This is a genomic window from Shewanella livingstonensis (assembly GCF_003855395.1).
Taxonomy (GTDB): domain Bacteria; phylum Pseudomonadota; class Gammaproteobacteria; order Enterobacterales; family Shewanellaceae; genus Shewanella; species Shewanella livingstonensis.
The window spans coordinates 4,719,855-4,741,598 of record NZ_CP034015.1; the positions used below are offsets into that span (position 1 = coordinate 4,719,855).

Annotated in this window: 20 protein-coding genes; 19 read left to right on the plus strand and 1 reads right to left on the minus strand. The window is 42.6% G+C overall.

The features are described from left to right. The first annotated feature begins 36 nt into the window (after positions 1–36). The gene (locus tag EGC82_RS21320) at positions 37–201 is read left to right on the plus strand and encodes a hypothetical protein (protein ID WP_164839178.1); all 165 of its coding nucleotides are present in this window, start codon (positions 37–39) and stop codon (positions 199–201) included. A gap of 7 nt (positions 202–208) precedes the next feature. Here EGC82_RS21320 and EGC82_RS20650 read toward each other — a convergent pair whose 3' ends face one another. Then, complete coding sequence (locus EGC82_RS20650) at positions 209–1,177, minus strand: DMT family transporter (RefSeq protein WP_124732418.1); 969 nt, start codon at positions 1,175–1,177, stop codon at positions 209–211. A gap of 208 nt (positions 1,178–1,385) precedes the next feature. On the opposite strand from EGC82_RS20650, the gene EGC82_RS20655 reads away from it, so the two are divergent. The 18 genes from EGC82_RS20655 (at position 1,386) to EGC82_RS20740 (ending at position 21,741) form a co-directional block, all read left to right on the plus strand. Further along, entirely contained in the window at positions 1,386–2,489 is a 1,104-nt protein-coding gene (locus EGC82_RS20655; RefSeq protein ID WP_124732419.1) for a phosphoribosylaminoimidazolesuccinocarboxamide synthase, read from the plus strand. A gap of 397 nt (positions 2,490–2,886) precedes the next feature. After that, positions 2,887–5,031 (plus strand): TonB-dependent siderophore receptor, encoded by a 2,145-nt coding sequence (locus EGC82_RS20660; RefSeq protein WP_244212502.1) that lies wholly within the window; start codon positions 2,887–2,889, stop codon positions 5,029–5,031. Between the two features lie 101 nt (positions 5,032–5,132). After that, on the plus strand, positions 5,133–6,236 hold the full coding sequence (locus EGC82_RS20665; protein WP_124732421.1) for a PepSY-associated TM helix domain-containing protein: 1,104 nt from the start codon (positions 5,133–5,135) through the stop codon (positions 6,234–6,236). Positions 6,237–6,550: 314 nt separating this feature from the next. Continuing rightward, positions 6,551–8,206: an AMP-binding protein gene (locus tag EGC82_RS20670; RefSeq protein ID WP_124732422.1), complete on the plus strand. Its 1,656-nt coding sequence runs from the start codon at positions 6,551–6,553 to the stop codon at positions 8,204–8,206. A gap of 142 nt (positions 8,207–8,348) precedes the next feature. After that, positions 8,349–9,278: a calcium/sodium antiporter gene (locus EGC82_RS20675; protein WP_124732423.1), complete on the plus strand. Its 930-nt coding sequence runs from the start codon at positions 8,349–8,351 to the stop codon at positions 9,276–9,278. A 185-nt stretch (positions 9,279–9,463) separates the two neighbouring features. After that, positions 9,464–10,144: a tetratricopeptide repeat protein gene (locus tag EGC82_RS20680; RefSeq protein WP_124732424.1), complete on the plus strand. Its 681-nt coding sequence runs from the start codon at positions 9,464–9,466 to the stop codon at positions 10,142–10,144. 65 nt (positions 10,145–10,209) lie between these two features. Continuing rightward, a complete protein-coding gene (locus EGC82_RS20685; protein ID WP_124732425.1) occupies positions 10,210–11,301 on the plus strand; it encodes a sensor histidine kinase in 1,092 nt (363 codons plus the stop codon). Continuing rightward, a complete protein-coding gene (locus EGC82_RS20690; protein WP_124732426.1) occupies positions 11,298–11,906 on the plus strand; it encodes a response regulator transcription factor in 609 nt (202 codons plus the stop codon). The genes EGC82_RS20685 and EGC82_RS20690 overlap by 4 nt, the downstream gene beginning before the upstream one ends. A 143-nt stretch (positions 11,907–12,049) precedes the next feature. Further along, complete coding sequence (gene recG / locus EGC82_RS20695; protein WP_124732427.1) at positions 12,050–14,125, plus strand: ATP-dependent DNA helicase RecG; 2,076 nt, start codon at positions 12,050–12,052, stop codon at positions 14,123–14,125. A 295-nt stretch (positions 14,126–14,420) separates the two neighbouring features. Beyond that, positions 14,421–15,314, plus strand: a complete 894-nt coding sequence (locus tag EGC82_RS20700) for a DUF3014 domain-containing protein (protein ID WP_124732428.1) — start codon at positions 14,421–14,423, stop codon at positions 15,312–15,314. A gap of 259 nt (positions 15,315–15,573) precedes the next feature. Continuing rightward, positions 15,574–16,323, plus strand: a complete 750-nt coding sequence (locus EGC82_RS20705) for a beta-ketoacyl synthase chain length factor (RefSeq protein ID WP_124732429.1) — start codon at positions 15,574–15,576, stop codon at positions 16,321–16,323. 10 nt (positions 16,324–16,333) lie between these two features. Continuing rightward, complete coding sequence (locus EGC82_RS20710; RefSeq protein WP_124732723.1) at positions 16,334–17,167, plus strand: lysophospholipid acyltransferase family protein; 834 nt, start codon at positions 16,334–16,336, stop codon at positions 17,165–17,167. Positions 17,168–17,194: 27 nt separating this feature from the next. Further along, positions 17,195–17,449 (plus strand): phosphopantetheine-binding protein, encoded by a 255-nt coding sequence (locus tag EGC82_RS20715; protein ID WP_011635842.1) that lies wholly within the window; start codon positions 17,195–17,197, stop codon positions 17,447–17,449. A gap of 8 nt (positions 17,450–17,457) precedes the next feature. After that, positions 17,458–17,706, plus strand: a complete 249-nt coding sequence (locus tag EGC82_RS20720) for an acyl carrier protein (protein ID WP_124732430.1) — start codon at positions 17,458–17,460, stop codon at positions 17,704–17,706. Continuing rightward, entirely contained in the window at positions 17,706–18,257 is a 552-nt protein-coding gene (locus tag EGC82_RS20725) for a COG4648 family protein (RefSeq protein WP_124732431.1), read from the plus strand. The genes EGC82_RS20720 and EGC82_RS20725 overlap by 1 nt, the downstream gene beginning before the upstream one ends. Further along, complete coding sequence (locus EGC82_RS20730) at positions 18,250–19,617, plus strand: AMP-binding protein (protein WP_124732432.1); 1,368 nt, start codon at positions 18,250–18,252, stop codon at positions 19,615–19,617. The genes EGC82_RS20725 and EGC82_RS20730 overlap by 8 nt, the downstream gene beginning before the upstream one ends. Next, the gene (locus EGC82_RS20735; RefSeq protein WP_124732433.1) at positions 19,610–19,987 is read left to right on the plus strand and encodes an ApeI family dehydratase; all 378 of its coding nucleotides are present in this window, start codon (positions 19,610–19,612) and stop codon (positions 19,985–19,987) included. Before EGC82_RS20730 ends, EGC82_RS20735 begins: the two co-directional genes overlap by 8 nt. After that, positions 19,984–21,741 carry a glycosyltransferase family 2 protein gene (locus EGC82_RS20740; protein WP_124732434.1) on the plus strand — a complete coding sequence of 586 codons (1,758 nt, stop codon included), beginning with the start codon at positions 19,984–19,986 and terminating at the stop codon, positions 21,739–21,741. The genes EGC82_RS20735 and EGC82_RS20740 overlap by 4 nt, the downstream gene beginning before the upstream one ends. Positions 21,742–21,744 lie beyond the last annotated feature (3 nt).

Consider the following 21,744-nt stretch of genomic DNA (forward strand, 5'->3'; position numbering starts at 1 on the left):
CTGATACAAATCACATTAATAATTTAGGAGTCGTAAATGGATTTTTTAGCCTTCATGTTACAGATAGTTGGTGGCTCGTCACCTGTGGATCTAGCTCAATCTGCTAAACAAGATAAAACCTTGTTATGGATGATGATCATTGGCGGCGTATTTTTTAGCACATTCTTCTTCATGCTCTATTATCTTGCGAGCCAGTACTAAACAAATGCTACAACACCGTTCTGAACGCTTTTGCCTGCTGGCGCTTTTGATACATAGGTACAAATTGCACCACAAATACCGCACACACAATCAGCACGATTCCCATAAATGACAATACATCGATGTTCGCACTGGTAAACACCCCGCTCCACCAGCCTAAACTGACCATCAATTCGGTTGCACTAAAACTCAATACTGGGGTTAACGATAACATCGCACTCACTTGCGCAGTGGGCCAATAATGTAAAGCTTGACCAAAACAGCCGTACGCAATCAAAGTATTGGCACCGCAAAACAGTACTATCCACCATTGATCGAGCGTCATCGCTTCAAACTGACTAAAGTCACTCAATGGCGCCATAAGCACAATGCCTAATGCATAGATAAATAACAGCACATTGCTTGGCGATAACCGTTGGCTCACCGACTTTTGTAACAAAGCATAGCTTGTCCACGACATCACCGAAAACTGCACAATCATAATCCCAACCAACACTTGATGATCGCTCGCTTGATGTAAATCGATCTGCGGATGGAAAAACATCAACATGCCTAATCCAAGCGTGGCAAAACAACTGAGTTGAAATGCATTGAAACGCTCTTTGAAAAATAACACCCCACCAAATGCCAAGAAAAAAGGCGCAGTTTGAAAATTAAGCTGGGCAGTGCCTGGAGCTAAATATCCCAGCGAATAAACAAACGACACGTAATTGCACATCAACAGCACACCAGCTAACACTAATTTCAACCACACAGATGAAGGCAAACCAACAAATTGGCGCAATGCACCTAAGCGCCATTGAATTAACAAGGTCACGACTAATGCCATGACAAACCGAAACCAGGTCAACGTCACTGGTGTAATAAATCCACCCGATAGCTTTAATGCTATAGGCAAAATACCCCAGAAAAATACGGCTATAGAAACAAATATCAGTCCTAAACGGGTATTCGCGCTTGCTTGTTCACTGTTCACGTTGGTTTATCCATCACATCATTAAGGCGTGAATTCTGCCAGATTAACCCAATAAAGTCTTTATCAAGAAAGGCTAACCTTATCCTTGATTGTTCGCATAACAAAAAAGCCTATTTCATCCCCTCCTTTTATCGTGCAAACACTTTGAATGCAGGTAAAATAGTCGCCATAAAAATCCTATGTACCCTACTACCTAAGGAACACTCGCATGAGTCTTGCCGATTCCGTTCTTGCCGTGAACAATGATTTACCTATCCGTACCGACAAGCCAGTCCACAGTGGCAAAGTTCGCAGTGTTTACTGGTTAACGGATGCTGATAGTCGTCGTTTGATCCACGACAAAGGCTACAATGTACCGGAAGATACCCCGTTAGCGATTATGGTGATCAGCGACCGAATTTCAGCGTTTGACTGTATTTTTCATGGCGAAGGTAACTTACAAGGGATCCCTGGTAAAGGGGCTGCACTCAATGCTATTTCAAATCATTGGTTTGGTTTGTTCGCCGAAAATGGCCTAGCCGACAGCCATATTTTAGATATCCCGCACCCATTTGTGTGGATAGTCCAAAAAGCCCGTCCAATCAAAGTTGAAGCCATTTGTCGCCAGTATATTACTGGTTCCATGTGGCGTGCTTATTCAAAAGGCGAACGCGAGTTTTGCGGTATCACCTTGCCAGAAGGCTTAAGCAAAGATCAAAAGCTGCCAGAGCTATTAATCACCCCATCAACTAAAGGTATCTTAACCGGTATTCCAGGTGTACCCGCTCAAGATGACGTCAATATTAGCCGCAACGATATTGAAGCTAACTACCAAGCCTTTGGATTTGAAAAACCACAAGATATCGACTTGTATGAAATCTTGCTAAAGCAAGGCTTTAAGGTGATTTCGGATGCGTTAGCAAAGCTTGATCAAGTGTTTGTCGATACCAAATTTGAGTTTGGCTACGTTAACGATAAAGACGGCAATGCTAAACTCATTTACATGGATGAAGTCGGTACCCCTGATTCATCACGTATCTGGGATGGCGCGGCTTATCGCGAAGGTAAGATTGTTGAAAATTCAAAAGAAGGTTTTCGTCAGTTTTTATTAAACCACTTTGACGATGCTGATATTTTGTTAAACAAAGACAGAATGCCTGAACGTGAAACGCTTGCTCGTGACAACGACTTGCCATTAAACGCAATGATGAATGTATCACGCACTTATATTGGGGTTGCTGAAAAAGTCACCGGAGCCACAATTCCATTACCTAGCAATCCAAAAGCTGACATCATTAAAGTGTTACGTGAACAGTATGATTTAATTGTATAAAGATTATACAACCTAATAAGGCGCCTATGGCGCCTTATTTTATACTAACGACACCATACCTGTAACAAACAGTGTTAAAAACTCGCTTATAGAAATTGATCATAGCCATTGAGCATTAAGAATAGCCCACTTAGCAATACACCCTCCCGCCAAAAAATCCAACCACAGCTAGCATATAAGCCTTTGCTGCTATCTGAGCGAATGATCAACGACAGTATCACCTAGCAAAAAATGCTTCGCAATGAATAACATTTACAAAACTTATCTTTTGTAAATGATAATGATTTTCATTTGATGTAAGTGTACTATCCTAACGGTTAAATAATTGATACTCAAAACCACCACTCATAACACACAGAACATGGATTTGTTCATAGCGGTTAAAGATGATAACACCATGAAATTAAATAAAATTAGTTTAGCTGTATTATGTGCCATCAGCCTCAGTCAACAGGCTATTGCCGCCGACACAATGCCTGATGAAACCGCTAAAAAAGAAAATATTGAAACCATTGAAGTAAAAGGCAGTTACATTGCTGGCTATAACGCCCACTCAGCCAGCGGCGCATCACGTTTAGACTTAGCCATTACCGATATTCCCCAATCTGTTTCAGTCATTACCGATGCCCAATTGCAAGATTTTCAGTTGCATGACATTAACGCGGCACTCGATACTGCTACAGGTGTCAATGTTGAACGCATTGAGACTGACCGTACGTATTATACCGCTCGTGGTTTTGACATTACGAACTTCCAAATCGATGGTATTGGTTTACCGCTAACATCTGGTAACAACCATGCCGATGAAGACACTGCCATTTACGATCGTATTGAGGTCATCCGTGGAGCAAACGGTTTAATGACTGGCGTAGGTAATCCATCGGCAACCATTAACTTCATTCGTAAACGCCCAACAGCAGACAATCAACTTACGGTTAATGGTACTTATGGCAGCTTTAATAATACCCGCTTAGAAGCAGACGGAACGGTCAGAATAAATGACACCTTTGCCGCTCGGGCAGTTGCCGTGACCCAAAGCAAAGATTCTTACTTAGATCGCTACCAAACAGACAAAAATGTCTTTTATGTGTTTTTAGAAGCCAACTTATCTGACGACACGAGCTTGTCACTAAGCCACAGTTACATGAGTAATGATGCTACCGGCAATAACTGGGGCGCGTTACCGTTATATTATACTGACGGCAGCGCGACTAATTACGACAGGTCGACCAATACCTCTGCCGACTGGTCAAACTGGCAAGTTGTTAAAAATAATACTGTGTTAGAGCTTAGCCATCATTTTAATGATGATTGGCGTTTACGGGCGACTTATTCACATAAAACAACCGATGAAGACACTGAGCTATTTTATGTTTTCGGCACGCCAGACAAGGATACCGAATTAGGCTTAACCGGTTATGGTAGCGAATATGATTTAGATGATAAGCATGACCTAATCGATATGTATGTTGATGGTAACTTCAGCTTGTTCGGCCGAGATCATCAGATTGTAGCGGGGGTGAATTACTCTAAAATGAGCTACACCGACAGCTCACTTTACGATTACACTACCGGCAACGGCTTCCCCAAGATGCCAGATCTCAACACCTGGGACGGCAATACACCAAAGCCGACCTTCAAAGATAGCTTACGTGGCAGTGATGTCTCGCGTGAACAGCAAGCCGCCTATTTCACCGGACGATTTAACATCGTTGATGATTTGCACGTTATCGTTGGTGGTCGCTACAACGACTGGCAGGCAGAAGGTGTGTCTTATGAAGTGGACCAAGAAGCTGACTACCAAAAGTTTATCCCTTATTTAGGCGCCGTTTATCGCTTTATGCCAGAGTTAGTGGCTTATGCAAGCTACACAGAAACCTTTGTACAGCAAGATGAAGTGGACATTGACAATCGATTCCTTGATCCCATTACCGGTGAAAGCCGTGAAATTGGTTTAAAAAGTGAATTGTTTAATGGACGTTTAATTGCCAGCCTAGCCTACTTTGATGTGGTTCAAACCAATATAGCAGTACTTGACCCTGCCACTGTAGGGTTACCAATAGACTTACAGAAGTATTATGGTTCCGACGGTATCAGCAGCACAGGTTATGAAATCGATATTGCTGGTGAAATTTATTCAGGCCTTAATGTCAGTATTGGTTATACCGATTTTGATATCGAAGGTGATGATATCGTTGCAGCTTACACACCGAGCAAGTTATTCAAACTAGCAGCCACTTATGACTTTGAAACCATTGAAGGATTTTCTGTAGGCATGAACATGCGTTGGCAAGACGACATCTCACGTAATCAAGGAGTAGTTGCTGCGGGGTTTGACAATACTGGCGCTGACATCGTAACCAAACAAGACGCGTACGCAATTATCGATTTAATGGCGAAGTATCAAATTACCGACAATTTAGGTTTAGCCGTTAATGCCAATAATGTCGGCGATGAAAAATACATTAATAGCTTATATTGGGCCCAAGGGTATTACGGCGCACCAGCCAATTATAGCGCGACCTTAACCTGGAAGATGTAGCGTAAAGCACGACGAAACCCAGTGGATGGCCACACCTTCACTGGGTTTCCCTCCTTGGTATTAGTGACGCTCGCAACATTCAATGATGAAAAAGAATACTCATGAGAAAAAGCTTATTTAAATGGCACTCCTATGGTGCCCTTATTGCCATGCTACCGTTATTGGTTATTTCAATAACCGGTAGCATTTTAGTATTTAAAGTCGAAATAGACAGTCTGCTTCGCCCTGCCCACATGATCGTTGATGCAACGCCTTCGACCTCAAGGGTCAGCTTAGACACCCTAATGAATACCTTACTGGTTGCAAACCCCGAGTTTGAGTTGGGCGGCTGGGAAATATTTGATGATAAATCACGTTCAGATGCCGGATACATTATTAGGCGTGGCACTGAAGATTGGTCTAAAGTGTATATAAATCAATATAGTGGCCAGTTACTCTCCGAGCCACAATCTTTAGAACACTATCTCACCGACTGGTTACTTGAACTCCACTACACGTTTCTGTTTCATGTTGCAGGAACCTCGGTAGCATTAGTCGTGGGAATTATTATGCTGTTTTTAGGCATCAGTGGCATGATCATATATCGCCGCTTTTGGGCTAAATTATTCACTTTACGTTTTAAGGCTGTTCGCCGAATACTGTTTAGTGACATTCATAAATTTATTGGTATTTTAAGCTCACCGGTACTCATTATTATTGCCCTAACGGGTGTGTATTGGAACTTTATCAGTATCCAACATGAACTCACGGAACATGCTAATAGTGAACAAACTTATGTTACCGCGCCACGCCATAACCCCGAGATTTCATTTGAAGCTTTAATGCAGCAAACCGAAGTTGAAATGACTAGCTATAAAGCAGGCTACCTCACTATGCCCTTTGAAGCCGGTCGAGACATTACTTTTTATGGCAAAGTAGATAGTAGTAATCCCTTCAATAGCGAATACGCGAGTTTTGTCAGCTTTGACCGAACTACAGGGTTATTGTTAGCAAAGCAAGACATTCGACAAGCTGACACTCTCAGCGTATTTCTAGACAGTTTTCGTAAATTACATTTCGGCTATATTGGTGGCTTATTCACTCGGATCATATGGTGCATTGTTGGCTTAATGCCAATGATATTAGCTTTTACTGGGCTCTATTTGTATTGGTATCGCCGTAAAAAACGAGTTAAATCAATACATAACCGTCACCAACAGCGTTAAATATTTAATCATCTATATTGGAACCTTGCGCACCTATTGTTGCCAAACGAGCATAAATCAATCAACAATTTCAGTTTTACCCACTCGCTGACAGATGATAAAAAAGGATTATAGTCTTAATCCTTTTTTATCATCTATCGCTTTTCAATTGTAGAGTATTTACTCAACATCTATTGTTTATTCAACAGATTCTGCTAACTTGTTTATAGTGTTACCTTGCACACATACTGTGCAATTGTTTGCGCCAGCGCACAAAAATGGCCATACTAAATTTATTTAGACACACAATAACAATAATGAACATGGAAGCGTCGATGGAAAATTTAATTAAAACTCCTGTTGAGATGTTGTCTCATTGGGTTGATACACAAGGTGACAAAGTTTACCTTCGCCAGCCGATTGACGGTAAGTATGTGGATTTCACATGGCGTGAAGTTCAACAAAAAATGCAACAAATTGCCGGTTCGCTGCGTCATTTAGGTCTAGAGCGCGGCGATAAAGTAGCTGTGCTGTCTAAAAACTGTGCTGAATGGTTTATTGTCGATTTAGCACTAATGTACGGTGGTTACGTTAGCGTGCCTGTTTATCCGACCGCTAATGCCGAAACGATTCGTTACATACTTGAACACAGTGGTGCCAAAGCCATCTTTACCGGCAAACTCGATCATTGGGCTGAACAAGAAGCCGCTGTCGGTGGTGAAATTCTTCGCTTAGCTATGCCTTATGACACCATGCCAGCTCAGTATCATTGGCACCAGCTATTAACACTGGGTAAACCGCTCGTCGATGAAGTGTTACCAAGCGCTGATCAAATCATGACGCTCATTTATACTTCGGGTTCAACCGGCAGGCCAAAAGGTGCGATACAAACCTTCACCAGCTATGGCTGGGCCTGTGAAGCGGTGATCCGTGACTTACAAGCGAATACCACTGACCGATTATTATCTTATTTACCATTAGCCCACATTACTGAACGCGTGGCTATTGAAGGTTCATCATTCTATTCAGGGGCAACGGTTTCTTTTGTTGAAGGTCTAGACTCATTTGTTGATGACATTCAGCGCTGTAGACCAACGATATTTTTCTCTGTGCCACGTTTATGGACAGTATTCCAACTCAATATCATCAACAAAATTGGCGAGAAAAAACTTAAAACCTTACTTAAACTGCCTATTATTAGCAGTATCGTTAAACGTAAAATTAAAATTGGTTTGGGGTTAGATCAATCTCGCTTAAACGGTTCGGGCTCAGCGCCTATCCCACCATCATTAATACAATGGTATAACAGCATCGGTATTGATATTTGTGAAGCATGGGGAATGACCGAAAACTGCGCATACTCGATTATTAACTATCCATTTAATGTCAAGAAAATCGGTACGGTTGGCCGTCCGGTTGAAGGATGTTTAGTGCGTCAAACCGAACAAGGTGAGCTATTAGTAAAAAGCCCTGGTTTAATGAGCGGCTATTACTTACAAGAAGAAGCTACCGCGGCTGCATTTACTGAAGATGGCTTTTTCTACACCGGCGATTTATGTGAAATTGATGCCGACGGTTATATCGATATTACGGGTAGAGTCAAAGACAACTTTAAAACGTCAAAAGGTAAATATGTCGCTCCGGTGCCGATTGAACGTAAATTGGCTCAAGATTCACATATTGAATTAATCTGTGTAATTGGCTCTGGCTTACCTCATCCGGTGGCGTTGGCACAACTTTCTGAAGGCTCAAAATTGCAGCCTCGTGAGGAAGTGAGAACCTCATTAAAAGCGACGCTTGACAGCATTAATCCAAATCTTGAGTCACATGAGCATATTGATGCGATTATAATCGTAAATGATGACTGGACCATTGAAAACGATGTACTAACACCGACGTTAAAAATTAAACGTCACGTGCTTGAAAAAGCATTTAGCACCAAAGTAGACGGTGTTCGCGGCGCTAAAATACGCTGGGAAGACGAGTTGTAATTAATAATTTATATTTGTTGTTTTACTCGAAAAAAATACACGCTAACAGCGTGTATTTTTTTGACATATTCTGTCAATATACGCGCAAGTTAATAGGCAGTGCTACTTTAGTGCGGCTTAACATCACAAGGCAGAAACAATCATGTTAATTGCGTTATCCATCATTGGCGGTTTTATCATTTTAACCTTTGGCGCCGAGGCCTTAGTTCGCGGAGCAAGTGCTGTTGCACTGCGTTTAGGTATTGCACCGCTTATCATTGGCTTAACCATTGTGGCATTTGGTACCAGTGCACCAGAATTAGCAGTGAGCGTAAAATCTGCGTTAGCAGGTAACCCAGGTATTGCTTTAGGCAATGTTGTTGGATCAAACATTGTTAATATTGGCCTAATTTTAGCCATTACAGCACTCATTCGACCTATTACTGTACATTCTCAAATGGTAAGACGTGATATTCCCATCATGATTGCCGCGTCGATTTTTGTATGGTGTTTGTTACTTGATGGTGAAGTCAGCTTCATAGACGGCGCAATATTATTTAGCTTACTTATCGGCTATCTTGTATTTAGTTATATTAGTTCGAAAAATAATCCTGAAGAATTAGATATCGACACTAAACCACAAAATCCACTACTGTCCATTGCGCTTATTGCCGTTGGTATATCTATGTTAGTTGGCGGGGGGATTTTGTTTGTTGATGGCGCTGTCGATTTGGCCAAACAGTTTGGCATCAGCGAAGTCATTATCGGTTTAACAATTGTGGCGATAGGAACCAGCATGCCTGAACTTGTTACGTCGGTTATGGCGGCATTAAAAGGTCAAAGCGATATTGCCATCGGTAACGTTGTGGGATCAAATATTTTTAATGTGCTGGGCATTTTGGGCGCGACAGCATTAATTCATCCGGTATCTGCTGCAGGCTTTAATGACATAGACTTTATGGTCATGGTTATCTTCGCCATTATGGTGTTACCTTTCGCATGGAGTGGCTTAAGAATTGGCCGTCGTGAAGGTGGAGTGTTACTTGCGGGTTACCTTGGTTATACCAGTTACTTAGTGATGCAAGTGGTTTAAGTGACTCGCCGCATCAACTGCTTATTTGTAACAAGGCCGAATGAAAATTCGGCCTTTTTTATAAAGAACATGACATTTGTCATCCTATTTTAGTGACCTTTGTGTCTGCTAATCACTTAGTGCTATCTGCATACTAAGCCTATCCCAACAACAACTTGTTTGGATTAACTTACCCGGAGATAGCCATGAAAACATTACTACTAATCACTAGCCTAACCTTAGTCAGTCAAACTAGCTTTGCTAATATCAGTGACATTGATGCAGCCGCTAACACCATGAATATCAGTGAGCTAACTCAATATAGCCAAAACAGTAGCAACTATGAAAAAGCCTATGCCAATTACCGCCTAGCCATTACAGCCAACATTATAGGTCAACGCGTAATCGCTGCTCAGTCGTTAACTCAAGCCCAGCAAACCCTCGAAACCATGCTAGATCAACAAACCTCGGCTGACTCACAAGCACTGCTAGCGGCGGTTTATGGTATGCAAATCGCTGTTGATAATAGTAAAGGTATGACGTTGGGCATGGAAACAACCCAGTTATTACAACAAGCCACAGAACTGGAACCCAATAATCCACGTGTTAGTTTAGTCAAAGCAATTAACGCCTTCTATACCCCTGGTGCATTTGGCGGTGGACTGGATAAAGCACAAACCTTAGCCAGCCAAGCCATTACCCTGTATGACCTACCTTGTGACACGATTTGTTGGGGACACGCCGAAGCTTACACATGGAGAGGCTTAGCAAAACAAGAGCAAGGCAACTTGAGTGGAGCAATGCAAGACTGGCAAGCAGCGATGGATATTGACCCACAATATGGTTGGGCAAAATTTCTATTAAACCAACAGGCTGCTAAGCAATAGTCACTATGGTTTATAACTTGAGTTAACGCGCAGTTACTCTATGATTAACTGCGCTAGGAGGCACTATGACACTCAGTTTATCGACAAATAAAGAACAAAGTTACGAGCAAAAAACCGCGTGGGTTTACCTCATCAATTTAGGTTTTTACTTTATTCCGCTGTATTTTATGGCCGGACAATGGTTAAAAATCACCTTCGCATTGTTATTGCTAGTCCCTTTTATTATTGGCTATTTTGGGGCCTATAACAGCACAAAAGAGCAAGCATTTCGACCGATTTCACTCATGTTAGTCACCGCTATTGCCTCTGGATTTTTAACCAGCGGCGCGATTTCCTTATTCAGCTTTTGTTGTTTCTTTATTGGCTTTTTCTACTCACTCCGTACTGCAATATTGAGTTTTATTGGACTAAGCATCTTGCTTTTAAGCATTAACCTTGGCGTGGGTTACTCTGGTTACTTCTTTACTCTTTATGGTATGGGCATATGTTTTGGCGTAGGTGTATTTGGCATTATTGAACAAAACCGCCAACACATAAAACGCCAGCAGCAACAATCTAAAGATGAAATCACTCACCTCGCCACTGCACTAGAACGCGAACGGATTGCCCGTGATCTGCATGATGTAATGGGTCATCATTTAGCCTCAATAGCCTTAAAAGCAGAACTGGCCGATAAACTCATCAGCGCCGGTAAAATGGTGCAGGCGCAGCAACAAATTAGTCAGGTCAGCCAGATAACCCGCGACTGCTTAAGCCAAATTCGCCAAACCGTGACAGACTATAAACACCAAGGCTTAGCGCAAACCTTAAATACCTTAGCCCAAACGTTGCGTGATAACTCTGTCGCTGTCACGCTAGAGGGGCAATGGCCTAAGCTGAATAACTTAACCGAATCACAACTTTGCCTGATACTAACTGAGCTGGTAAACAATACCATTAAGCATAGCCAAGCTGACCATTGCACTATATTAACCCACACACAACAAGATCAAATATCGCTGCAATATATTGAAAACAGTGCCATAAACACCTTTGTTGAAGGTAACGGACTTAAAGGCATAAAAGAGCGAGCAACATTATTACATGCTGAGGTGCAATACCAATTAACGCCACAATTTGTTGTCACTATCACCTTGCCATTAGCTGAGGCCACATGAATATTTTATTAGCAGAAGATCAAGCCATGGTGCGTGGTGCATTAGCAGCGTTACTGACACTGGCGGCCGATAGCGTAAATAACATCAATATCACCGAAGCAGAAGATGGCGACAAAGCCATGCAGCTGCTTAAGTCACAACATTTCGACTTATTGTTAACCGACATTGAAATGCCCGGGAAAACTGGATTAGAACTGAGCCAGTGGCTACAACAACAACGTAGCCAGACCAAAGTAATTATTCTGACCACCTTTGGCCGAGCAGGCTATATCAAACGAGCATTAGAATATGGTGTCGGTGGTTTTTTATTAAAAGACGCACCGTCTGATGACTTAATTAATGCGATTAAACAAGTGATGGCGGGTAAACGAGTTATCGATCCAGAATTAGCCTTCACCGCTATTGGTGAAATAGATCCTCTCAACGACAAAGAAAGACGTGCATTGCGCCTAGCAAGCGAAGGCTTATCAACTAGCGATATTGCCAGTCAGCTGTTTATTGCCGAAGGCACAGTACGAAACTATTTGTCAGAAGCCATTAGCAAACTTAATGCCAGTAACCGAATTGATGCAGCCAGAATCGCCAAGCAAAAGGGTTGGCTGTAATTAGTGGCTTAATCTTGCCTTGTATGCAAAGTCTGCTAAGATACCTTAAACATCTGTATATAATTACAGTGATTTAAAATTGATGGCTTGAAATTACTATGATTTTTTGACATGTTTAATAATTAATTTGAGGTGTGCACAATTTGCTACGACTGGATCTTGTTCCGATCACCGACCTTAAAGGCGTTGCCAAAAAGGTTGCGGAAAAACTGGCTAAGTTAGGCATTAAAACAGTACAAGATGTGCTGTTTCATTTACCGCTGCGCTATGAAGACCGTACGCAAATCCACCCAATTGCAGCATTGCCTCCTGGTAGTTATGGCACCATCGAAGCAGAAATTCAGTCTACTCAAATAATGCAAGGTCGACGACGCATGCTTATGTGTAATGTGCGCGATCATAGTGGAATGATGAGCCTACGATTTTTTAATTTTTCAATGGCACAACGTAACGCCATGGAAAATGGCGCCACCATTCGGGCTTACGGTGAAATACGTCGCGGCAATCATCACAAAGAAATTGTTCACCCTGAATATCAAATCATCCATCCTGGCGAATCCGTCACCTTAAGCGACACCCTTACGCCTATTTACCCTACAACAGAAGGTGTTAAGCAAGCGAGTTGGATAAAACTGACAGAGCAAGCCTTAAGCATGCTAGATCAAGGTGGCTTGGCAGAATTATTACCCAGTGCATTGCAGCCAAACAATATTAGCCTTCGAGATGCGTTGCACATTTTACACCGGCCGCACAGCTCTGTATCACCCTTTGAATTAGAACAAGGTCAACATCCGGCCCAGCAACGACTCATTCAAGAAGAATTATTAGCTCATAACTTGAGTATGTTGCAATTACGCCAGCGCAGTAACCAAGATGCTGCCGTTCCAATGCCAGCAACAGGCCAGTTATTAACCCCTTTTCTAGCCCAATTGCCTTTTACACCAACTGGAGCACAGCAACGAGTTGTCGCTGAAATTAACCAAGATATTCAGCATCCAACGCCCATGATGCGTTTAGTTCAAGGCGATGTAGGTTCCGGTAAAACCTTGGTAGCGGCCCTTGCGGCATTGCAAGCGATTGAAAACGGATATCAAGTGGCCATGATGGCACCCACAGAGCTACTAGCAGAACAACATGTCAGTAATTTTACCGCTTGGTTTGAACCACTTGGGCTCAAAGTCGGCTGGCTAGCGGGTAAGTTAAAAGGTAAAGCCAGAGCGCAATCACTGGAAAACATAGCCTCTGGCGCAGCCCAAATGGTTATAGGTACTCACGCGATATTTCAACAGGCGGTGGTTTTTAACAAGCTGGCACTGATTATTATTGATGAACAACATCGTTTTGGTGTGCATCAACGCTTAGGCTTACGAGAAAAAGGCGTCAGCCAAGGCTTTCATCCACACCAGTTAATCATGACAGCCACTCCAATTCCGCGCACCCTAGCGATGACCGCTTATGCAGATCTTGATACTTCAACTATTGACGAACTTCCTCCTGGACGTACCCCGGTAACAACGGTTGCGATTGCCGACAGCCGCCGAGAACAAGTAATTGAACGAGTTAAACAGGCTGCATTACACGATAATCGCCAAGCTTATTGGGTATGCACCTTAATTGAAGAATCTGAAGTACTTGAATGCCAAGCAGCAGAAGACACTGCAGCAGAATTGACCATAGCATTACCTGAACTTAAAATAGGCTTGATCCATGGCCGAATGAAAAGTGCTGAAAAACAGGCTATTATGGCGCAATTTAAAGCGGGTGAGTTGAACTTATTGGTCGCTACTACCGTCATAGAAGTCGGCGTTGATGTACCCAATGCCAGTTTAATGATTATCGAAAATCCTGAACGTTTGGGTCTAGCACAGTTACATCAATTGCGAGGTCGTGTAGGGCGAGGTGCTGTGGCTAGTCATTGTGTATTACTTTATAAAGCGCCACTGTCACAAACCGCCACCAAACGCTTAGGCGTACTTAGGAACAGTAATGATGGTTTTGTTATTGCTCAAAAAGACTTAGAAATTAGAGGACCGGGAGAAGTGCTGGGTACCAAACAAACGGGTTTAGCAGATCTTAAAATTGCTGATCTGATCCGCGATCAACATTTAATTTCACCAACCCAAAAATTGGCATCGCACGTATACCAGCAAGTGCCTGAAAACGTTGATGCTATCATTCAACGTTGGATAGGTGATAGACAACAATATGTCCAAGCGTAATATAGATCATAATATATTGTTCATTATCATCAGTTATCACTAGACAAGTGTGCCGAATATTGCAAAATGGTATGCCAATCGTGTTAGTTATATGGTCATGCTGTAGGAATTCAAATTACTGTAATCAAGACAAATGCTTGAAGACATATCCATTTTACGCAGAGTAAAGTGATTTTAATTGAAAAGCTTGAGACGCTCTGAACTGTTCTGATAATTAATGTGATTGGTATCATGCAGAATTTTTCGACTCCATCTAGATATTTATATCGATTAGCTATAACGCCAAGGAATTGAAATGCAAGTTAATGAAGAAGACCGAATTACCCCGCAAACCGCGGAAAAACCAGGATCTAACATGCTATTAATCGCTATCGCGGTTATTGCGCTACTAGGTGCGAGCAGTTATTTCTATTTTACCAGTGATGATACTGAAGAATTTGAACCGCTTGCTATGACTCCTATTGAACTGCCAGAATCAGTTCCAGAGCTGCCAATAGAACAAACGCCTATTGAAGAACCGCAAAACACCACAGCTACAAATGATGTGGTGCCTACTGGGGAATCTGAAACATCGACTGCTGCTACAACTGAAGCTGTAGAGCCACTGCCTGCTTTAGCTGAATCTGATGATTTTGTTGAAGCAAAAACATTGGCTATTGCTAACGGCATGAAAATTGCGCCGATGATCTTGAAAAAAGACATCGCTCGTCAATTTGTGGTGTTTGTCGATAACCTGGCCCAAGGCGATATCGTGCATAAAGCAAGCCCGCTAAAAGGCCCTGACACCCAATTTACTGTAAGTGAAATAACCAACAAAACCTATCTTAACCCAGACGGTTATCATCGATATGATTTGTATGCGAATTTTATAGAAGGCTTAAACGATAAAGATTTAGTGGCTACTTATACTGAATTAAAACCACTCTTTGCCGAAGCATTTATTGAGCTTGGTTATAACGACATTGATTTTGATAAGCGCATGCAGCAGGCTTTTAGCATGATTGCGAGCGCACCCATTATTGAAGAACCTATTGAGTTATCATCTATCAGTGTTAACTACAAATATGTAGATCCTAACCTTGAAGCATTACCTAATGCACAAAAGTTGTTGATCCGTATGGGGCCAGACAACACTCGTAAAATCAAAGCTGCAGTCAAAAAGTTACAGCAAAGCTTTCCTAATCAATAAGCTTTTGTCTTAAAAATACAACACTGGCTTAATTAGATAACTAGGTTATTAACCATTAGCGCGACGTTCACCGTCGCGCTTTTTTATTGAAGCGTTACTTTGGTCAATTAACTTTCTGCTAGTAGCCTTTTTCGTCTACACGACTTCTTATCTACATTAACTTGGGTGTACAATCGACAACGTTAACGAACCGTCTTTATTTAGGTGATTATTGTTAACAATTAGATAAGGATAGCTCGGCAGTTATAGAGGGAATGTGGTGCATTTAGTATTTGATCTTTTATCATGGGGCGCATGGTCGCCGAACTTCCAAACTACTGAAAGTTGGCAGCAATGGCAACAGCCTAATGGCAACTTGCCGCCCAAGCCTGACTCACCTGCATTGGCTCACATTCCAGCCATGCAACGTCGTCGTTTTAGCCGTTTAACTAAAATGATGCTAACCGCAGCACACCAATGCCAACCGGACAATAATTGCCGGAGTATTTTCTCATCTCGACATGGCGAACTCACTAGAACATTGGGTTTACTGAACGACATTACTCTGCAACAAGCTTTATCTCCTATGGCTTTCAGCCAATCAGTGCACAATACTGCCAGCGGTATTTTTGGTATTGTGAATAACAACACTACGGCTTCTACATCGATTGCAGCAGGAGAACAAACTCTGACTCAAGCGCTCATTGAAGCCTATGCTCAGTTAGCGCAATCTCCACAGCCGGTATTAGTCATCTTTGGGGACGATCCTGTGCCACCGGTGTACAGCGAATTTACTCACGAAGTCGAACTCCCTCTGGCATTAGGTTTGTACCTTGCACCACTGAATCACCTTAACCATAAAGCTCACAAACAGACGACTCTTAGTGTGTCTGATATCCCCCTTGCTCTGGACAACCCTCAAAGCCAAAAAAATATTAGTTTGAGCGAGTTAATTCATCATATTACCAGCGAAAAAAATATCCAGGGTAAATTATGCCACTGGTATTGGTCACTTGAACATCATGACTAATCAACAAAAAATGCACCATACAGATCCGATTGAGCAAACAAAAACACTGGCACCGAAACTGAACGGATTACCATATGTCCCTCGCTGGTTCGCGGGGGTGGGTTGTTATATTGCGTTTGGTTTAGGTGGCTTGCTGTGCTCATTAACTATTTTGCCCATATTACAAATGTGGCCTACCAAGCCACATTTGCGCGTTGCACGAGTACAACGTTTAGTCAGCAGGATGTTTAGAGTCTTTGTCGCCATGCTTAGTTTTGCTGGGGTAATCTCAGTTAAGACTAAAAATATTGAATTGTTGCAACACGCCAAAGGCCAAATTGTTATCGCCAATCACCCCACATTAGTCGATGTGGTGGTACTGATTAGCCTTATGCCTAATGCCGGTTGTATTGTAAAACAAGGTTTATGGCGCAATCCATTTTTTCGCGGCGTGCTAGCCAGTGCAGGCTATATTCCCAACCGCGGTGCCGATTTATTGCTGCATGATTGCTTACAAGTGTTGAAAAATGATACTAATTTAATTATTTTCCCTGAAGGTACTAGAACACTAACAGGTAATATCGTTAACTCTTTTGCTCGCGGCGCCGCCAATATTGCATTGCGCACCCAAACAGATATTTTACCTGTGGTATTACGGACCGATGTAGCAGGATTAACCAAGCAACAACCTTGGTACCAAATTCCGCGGCAAACCATCAATATGTCAGTAGAAATTGGCACAAGCATGTCATACCTGCTGTATGATGCTAAACAGGGTAATGAAGCCAAAATGGCTCGACAGCTGACGCGCGACTTGCAGCAGTTTTACATTGAGACACTTAAACAGCCTATCAAATCATATTGATAGCCATACTGATAAGAAAGACAAATAATGAACTTACACAACCAAATAAAACAACTGATCATTGATTGCTTAGATCTAGAAGATGTCACTGTCGATGATATCGAAACTGATGCGGCCTTATTTGGTGACGGTCTAGGATTAGACTCGATCGATGCGCTTGAATTAGGCTTGGCAATTAAGAAAGAATTTGATGTCAAAATTGAAGCCAACTCCGACGCGACTAAAGCACACTTTTTCAGTGTTGCTAGCTTAGCTAGCTTTATCGAATCTCAACGTGTTTAGGAGCTAGCATGCAAAATCGTGAACAAATTCTCGAAATGCTTAGCGCTATTTTAGTTGAAGATTTTGAAATAGATGCCACAGATATCACCCTAGAAGCCACTTTGTATGAAGATCTGGATTTAGACAGTATTGATGCGGTTGATTTAGTGATTAAACTACAACAGCAAACGGGTAAAAAAATTCAACCTGAAGCCTTTAAAACCGTGCGCACAGTTGATGATGTCGTCAATGCCATTGAAGGGTTAATTAAAAGCTAATGCGGTTAACTCTGCAAATAATCACGACCTTGGTCATTGTTGCTTATCCTTTTGCGGTGTACTTTGGATTGCAGTATTTACCACCTGGTACCCTTGCTTTGTTGCTGTGTTTGTTGCTAGTAGCGCGGTTTATTGTCACTAAGCAGCAAGTAAAAAGCATGACACTGCCGATATTGATTGGCATAGGCTTAACTGCAGCCAGTTTTATTGCTCAGCGTCATGATTGGTTATTGTACTATCCAGTGGTGATAAACCTAAGCATGTTGGGGTTATTCAGTTATTCATTGATTAATGGCCCCAGTATGATTGAGCGTTTAGCACGCTTAAAAGAGCCTGATTTACCAGACTCTGCTATTCCTTACTTGCAATCCATTACTACACTTTGGTGTGGATTATTTATTATTAATGGTGTTGTGGCTGCCTATACGGCCATCGCAACAAGCATTGAAATATGGACGCTTTACAACGGACTGATCGCATACCTGCTTATGGGCTTGCTACTCAGTGGTGAATGGATTTATCGACGGTTTTGGTTGAAAAAACATGAATAAGCTTTTACTTAATTGGTTATCTACAGGGCCTGCCTCGCAGCAGCTAATCAGCTTTGACCATCATGACATCATGACGGGATCATTGTTTTGCGCGCAAGTGGCCCATCTGCATGCTCAACTCAGCCAAAGTACGGCTAAGCGTTGGTTACTTGCGGCCAAGCACAGTGACTTATTTGCTGCAGGCTTATGTGCGGCCTTGTTGGCTGGTAAACAAGTGATATTACCTGCCAATACCCAAGGTGGCACCTTGAGTCAACTCAACCATGAATTTGATGCCATTATTGCCGACAAGCCCTTATGTGAAGTTCGTGAGTATATTGCGCTCAAAAAAGAACTTAGTTTACCCGCAGTACCTTGGCCTAAAGCAGAAGTATTAGGCGAATTAATCTTATTCACCTCTGGCAGCAGCGGTCAGCCTAAAGCGGTCAAAAAAACCTTGCAACAGTTGGATGCTGAAGTCAGTATTCTGGAACAAACCTTTGCCGAACATTTACCTCATTGTTCGGTAGTCTCAACGGTTTCGCATCAGCACATCTATGGTTTATTGTTTAAAATTTTATGGCCTTTGGCCGCGAGCCGAGCATTCTTAAGCGAGCAAATAGACTACCCAGAAACCTTAAGCTATTACTTGGCCATCATGCCAAATTTGTGCTTGATCAGTAGCCCTGCTCAATTGACACGCTTACCTGATGCACTTGAAAATCAAAGACAACAACGTATTCCCAGCCTAATTTTTAGTTCGGGTGGCCCGTTAAGTTTCGATGCTGCCCAGGCTGTTAAGCAATGTTTTAATCAATTGCCCATCGAAATCTTTGGCAGTACTGAAACCGGCGGTATTGCCTATCGCCGCCAGCTGCAATCACTGCAACCATGGCAAGCCTTTACCCAAGTCAATATTGATATTGCGCCACAAGACGGGGCACTAATGTTGCAGTCAGTCTATTTAGACGACCCAACGCAATGGTTAAGATGCGATGATAAAATTGAACTGCTAGCTGATGGCCAGTTCCGTTTATTACATCGCCTTGATCGCATTGTAAAAATTGAAGAAAAGCGCTTGTCGTTAGCGCAAGTGGAGCATTTGCTGCAAACTCATCCTTTTGTCAGCGAAGCGGCCGTCACAGTTTTAGAACAACCGCGCACCATGCTAGGTGCAGCAATCTGCTTAAGTGAATTAGGCTTGAAAACACTAAAAGATGAAGGCAAATTAGCCGTTAATAATGCCTTAAAAAGTCATTTATTAAGCCAGTTTGAGCGTATCACTTTACCGAGACGTTGGCGTTACCCTGTAAACTTGCCGCTCAACTCCCAAGGCAAGCGTATCCAATCAGAAATAGTAGCCTTGTTTAGTCATGATTAAGTCGCAATTACCTCACATTGTTAGCCATGAAGGCGATAATAACCTCTACCATTGGCGCTTATTTATTAGTGCAGATTTAGCCTCTTTTACTGGCCATTTTCCTCAGCAGGCAGTGTTGCCTGGGGTCACTCAATTAGATTGGGCGGTAAAATTAGGTTGCGAAGCATTTGGCTATTCAACCGCGGTTGCCACCTTAGAAGTGCTAAAATTTCAACAACTCATATTGCCCGACACCTATGTTGATTTAGTTATTGAGCACCAAGCCCATAAGTCGAAACTGATTTTCAGTTATCGCGATGGCGACAAACGCTTTGCTTCTGGGCGTATCGCCCTTAAAGCGGCGCCAGTGCCTAGCGAGAGTCACTCATGAAGCTTGCGTTAGTTATTCCTAACTATAATCACCATGTCGCTATTGAAAAAACCCTCACCGAGTTGGCAAGGTTCAATCTGCAATGTTATTTAGTCGATGATGGCAGCGACGAACAAACCCGATATATTCTGCAAGCGTTAGCGGAAAAGTTTACCTGGGTTACGCTAATTCAACATCCTTATAATCGTGGTAAAGGTGCCGCTGTAATGAGCGGTTTACGCCAAGCTTACCGCGATGGTTTTAGCCATGCTTTGCAAGTTGATGCCGATGGTCAGCATAATTTAGCCGATATTCCGCTAATGATCACAACGAGCGAACAACATCCGCAAGCCTTAGTTTCTGGCCAACCTATTTATGATGAGTCGGTACCTAAAGGGCGTTTATACGGCCGTTATATCACCCATTTTTGGGTGTGGGTTGAAACCTTAAGTTTTGATATTCAAGATTCTATGTGTGGCTTTCGAGTTTATCCACTCGCGGCAACTGAGCAATTATTTAGCCAGCAAGCGCTGGGTGAACGAATGGACTTTGATATTGAAATCATGGTCAAGCTGCATTGGCAAGGTACTCCCATTGTTCAGCTGCCAACCAAGGTAATCTACCCTGAAGATGGCATCAGTCACTTCCAAGGCGTGCAAGATAATGTGCGAATTAGCTGGATGCACACCAAGTTATTTTTTGGCATGTTAGCTCGCCTACCGCATATTATTAGCAAACAAATTGCACCGCAAAAAGACCCTACACCAGACCAGGCTCAATCACAAAAACATTGGTCGACAATGACAGAGCGTGGTAGTTTTTGGGGCATCAAACTATTAGCCGAATGCTATCGTCTTGGCGGGCATTGGCTGTGCCGAGCGGTTATGTATCCGGTGATTTGTTATTTTTTCCTAACAGGCTCAACGGCTCGACATGCATCATTAGACTTTTTACGTCGAGTTCAACAGCTGCAACCTCATCACCCTAACCTCAGTCGCGACATTAATTGGCGCGATAGCCTTAAACATTTTTTTGCCTTTGGCAATGCGGCCCTCGATAGAATTGATGCCTGGTGCGACCGAATTAACCTCGACCAAGTCGACTTTGACGACCGAAAAATACTCGCCGCCCAAGCGGATACGGGCCGAGGCGCTGTATTGATTGTGTCGCATTTAGGTAATATGGAACTGTGCCGCGCTATCTCTGTCCACCAGCACAAAGTAAAAGTGAATGTCATGGTGCTAACCCAGCACGCTGAAAATTTTAATAAGGTACTGCAGCAGCTTAATCCACAAAGCAGCCTTAATTTAATCCATGTTAACGAGCTCGACCCCAGCACCGCTATGTTGCTGCAACAAAAAATAGACCAAGGTGAAATTGTGGTCATTGCTGCAGACCGTACCTCCTCGAGCAGCCAAGGTCGCGTGACCTATTTACCGTTTTTAGGCCAAGATGCAGCGTTTCCACAAGGACCATTTATTTTAGCCAGCTTACTCGACTGCCCGGTTTACACCTTATTTTGTATTCGTCAGCATGGCCGTTATAAAGTATATGTTGAGCATCTAAGCGACAGTTTAAAAGGTCCTCGAGCAGGCCGAATTGAACGCTTAACCGATGCAATGAGCCAATATAGCCAACGCTTAGCGCACTTTGCCCAGCAAGCTCCAATGCAATGGTTTAACTTTTTCGATTTTTGGCGCAAAGACGAGCTGGTATCACGTAATACTCAGCATACTCAAGCAAGCACTACCCATTTACCTAGTCAGGACAGATAATCA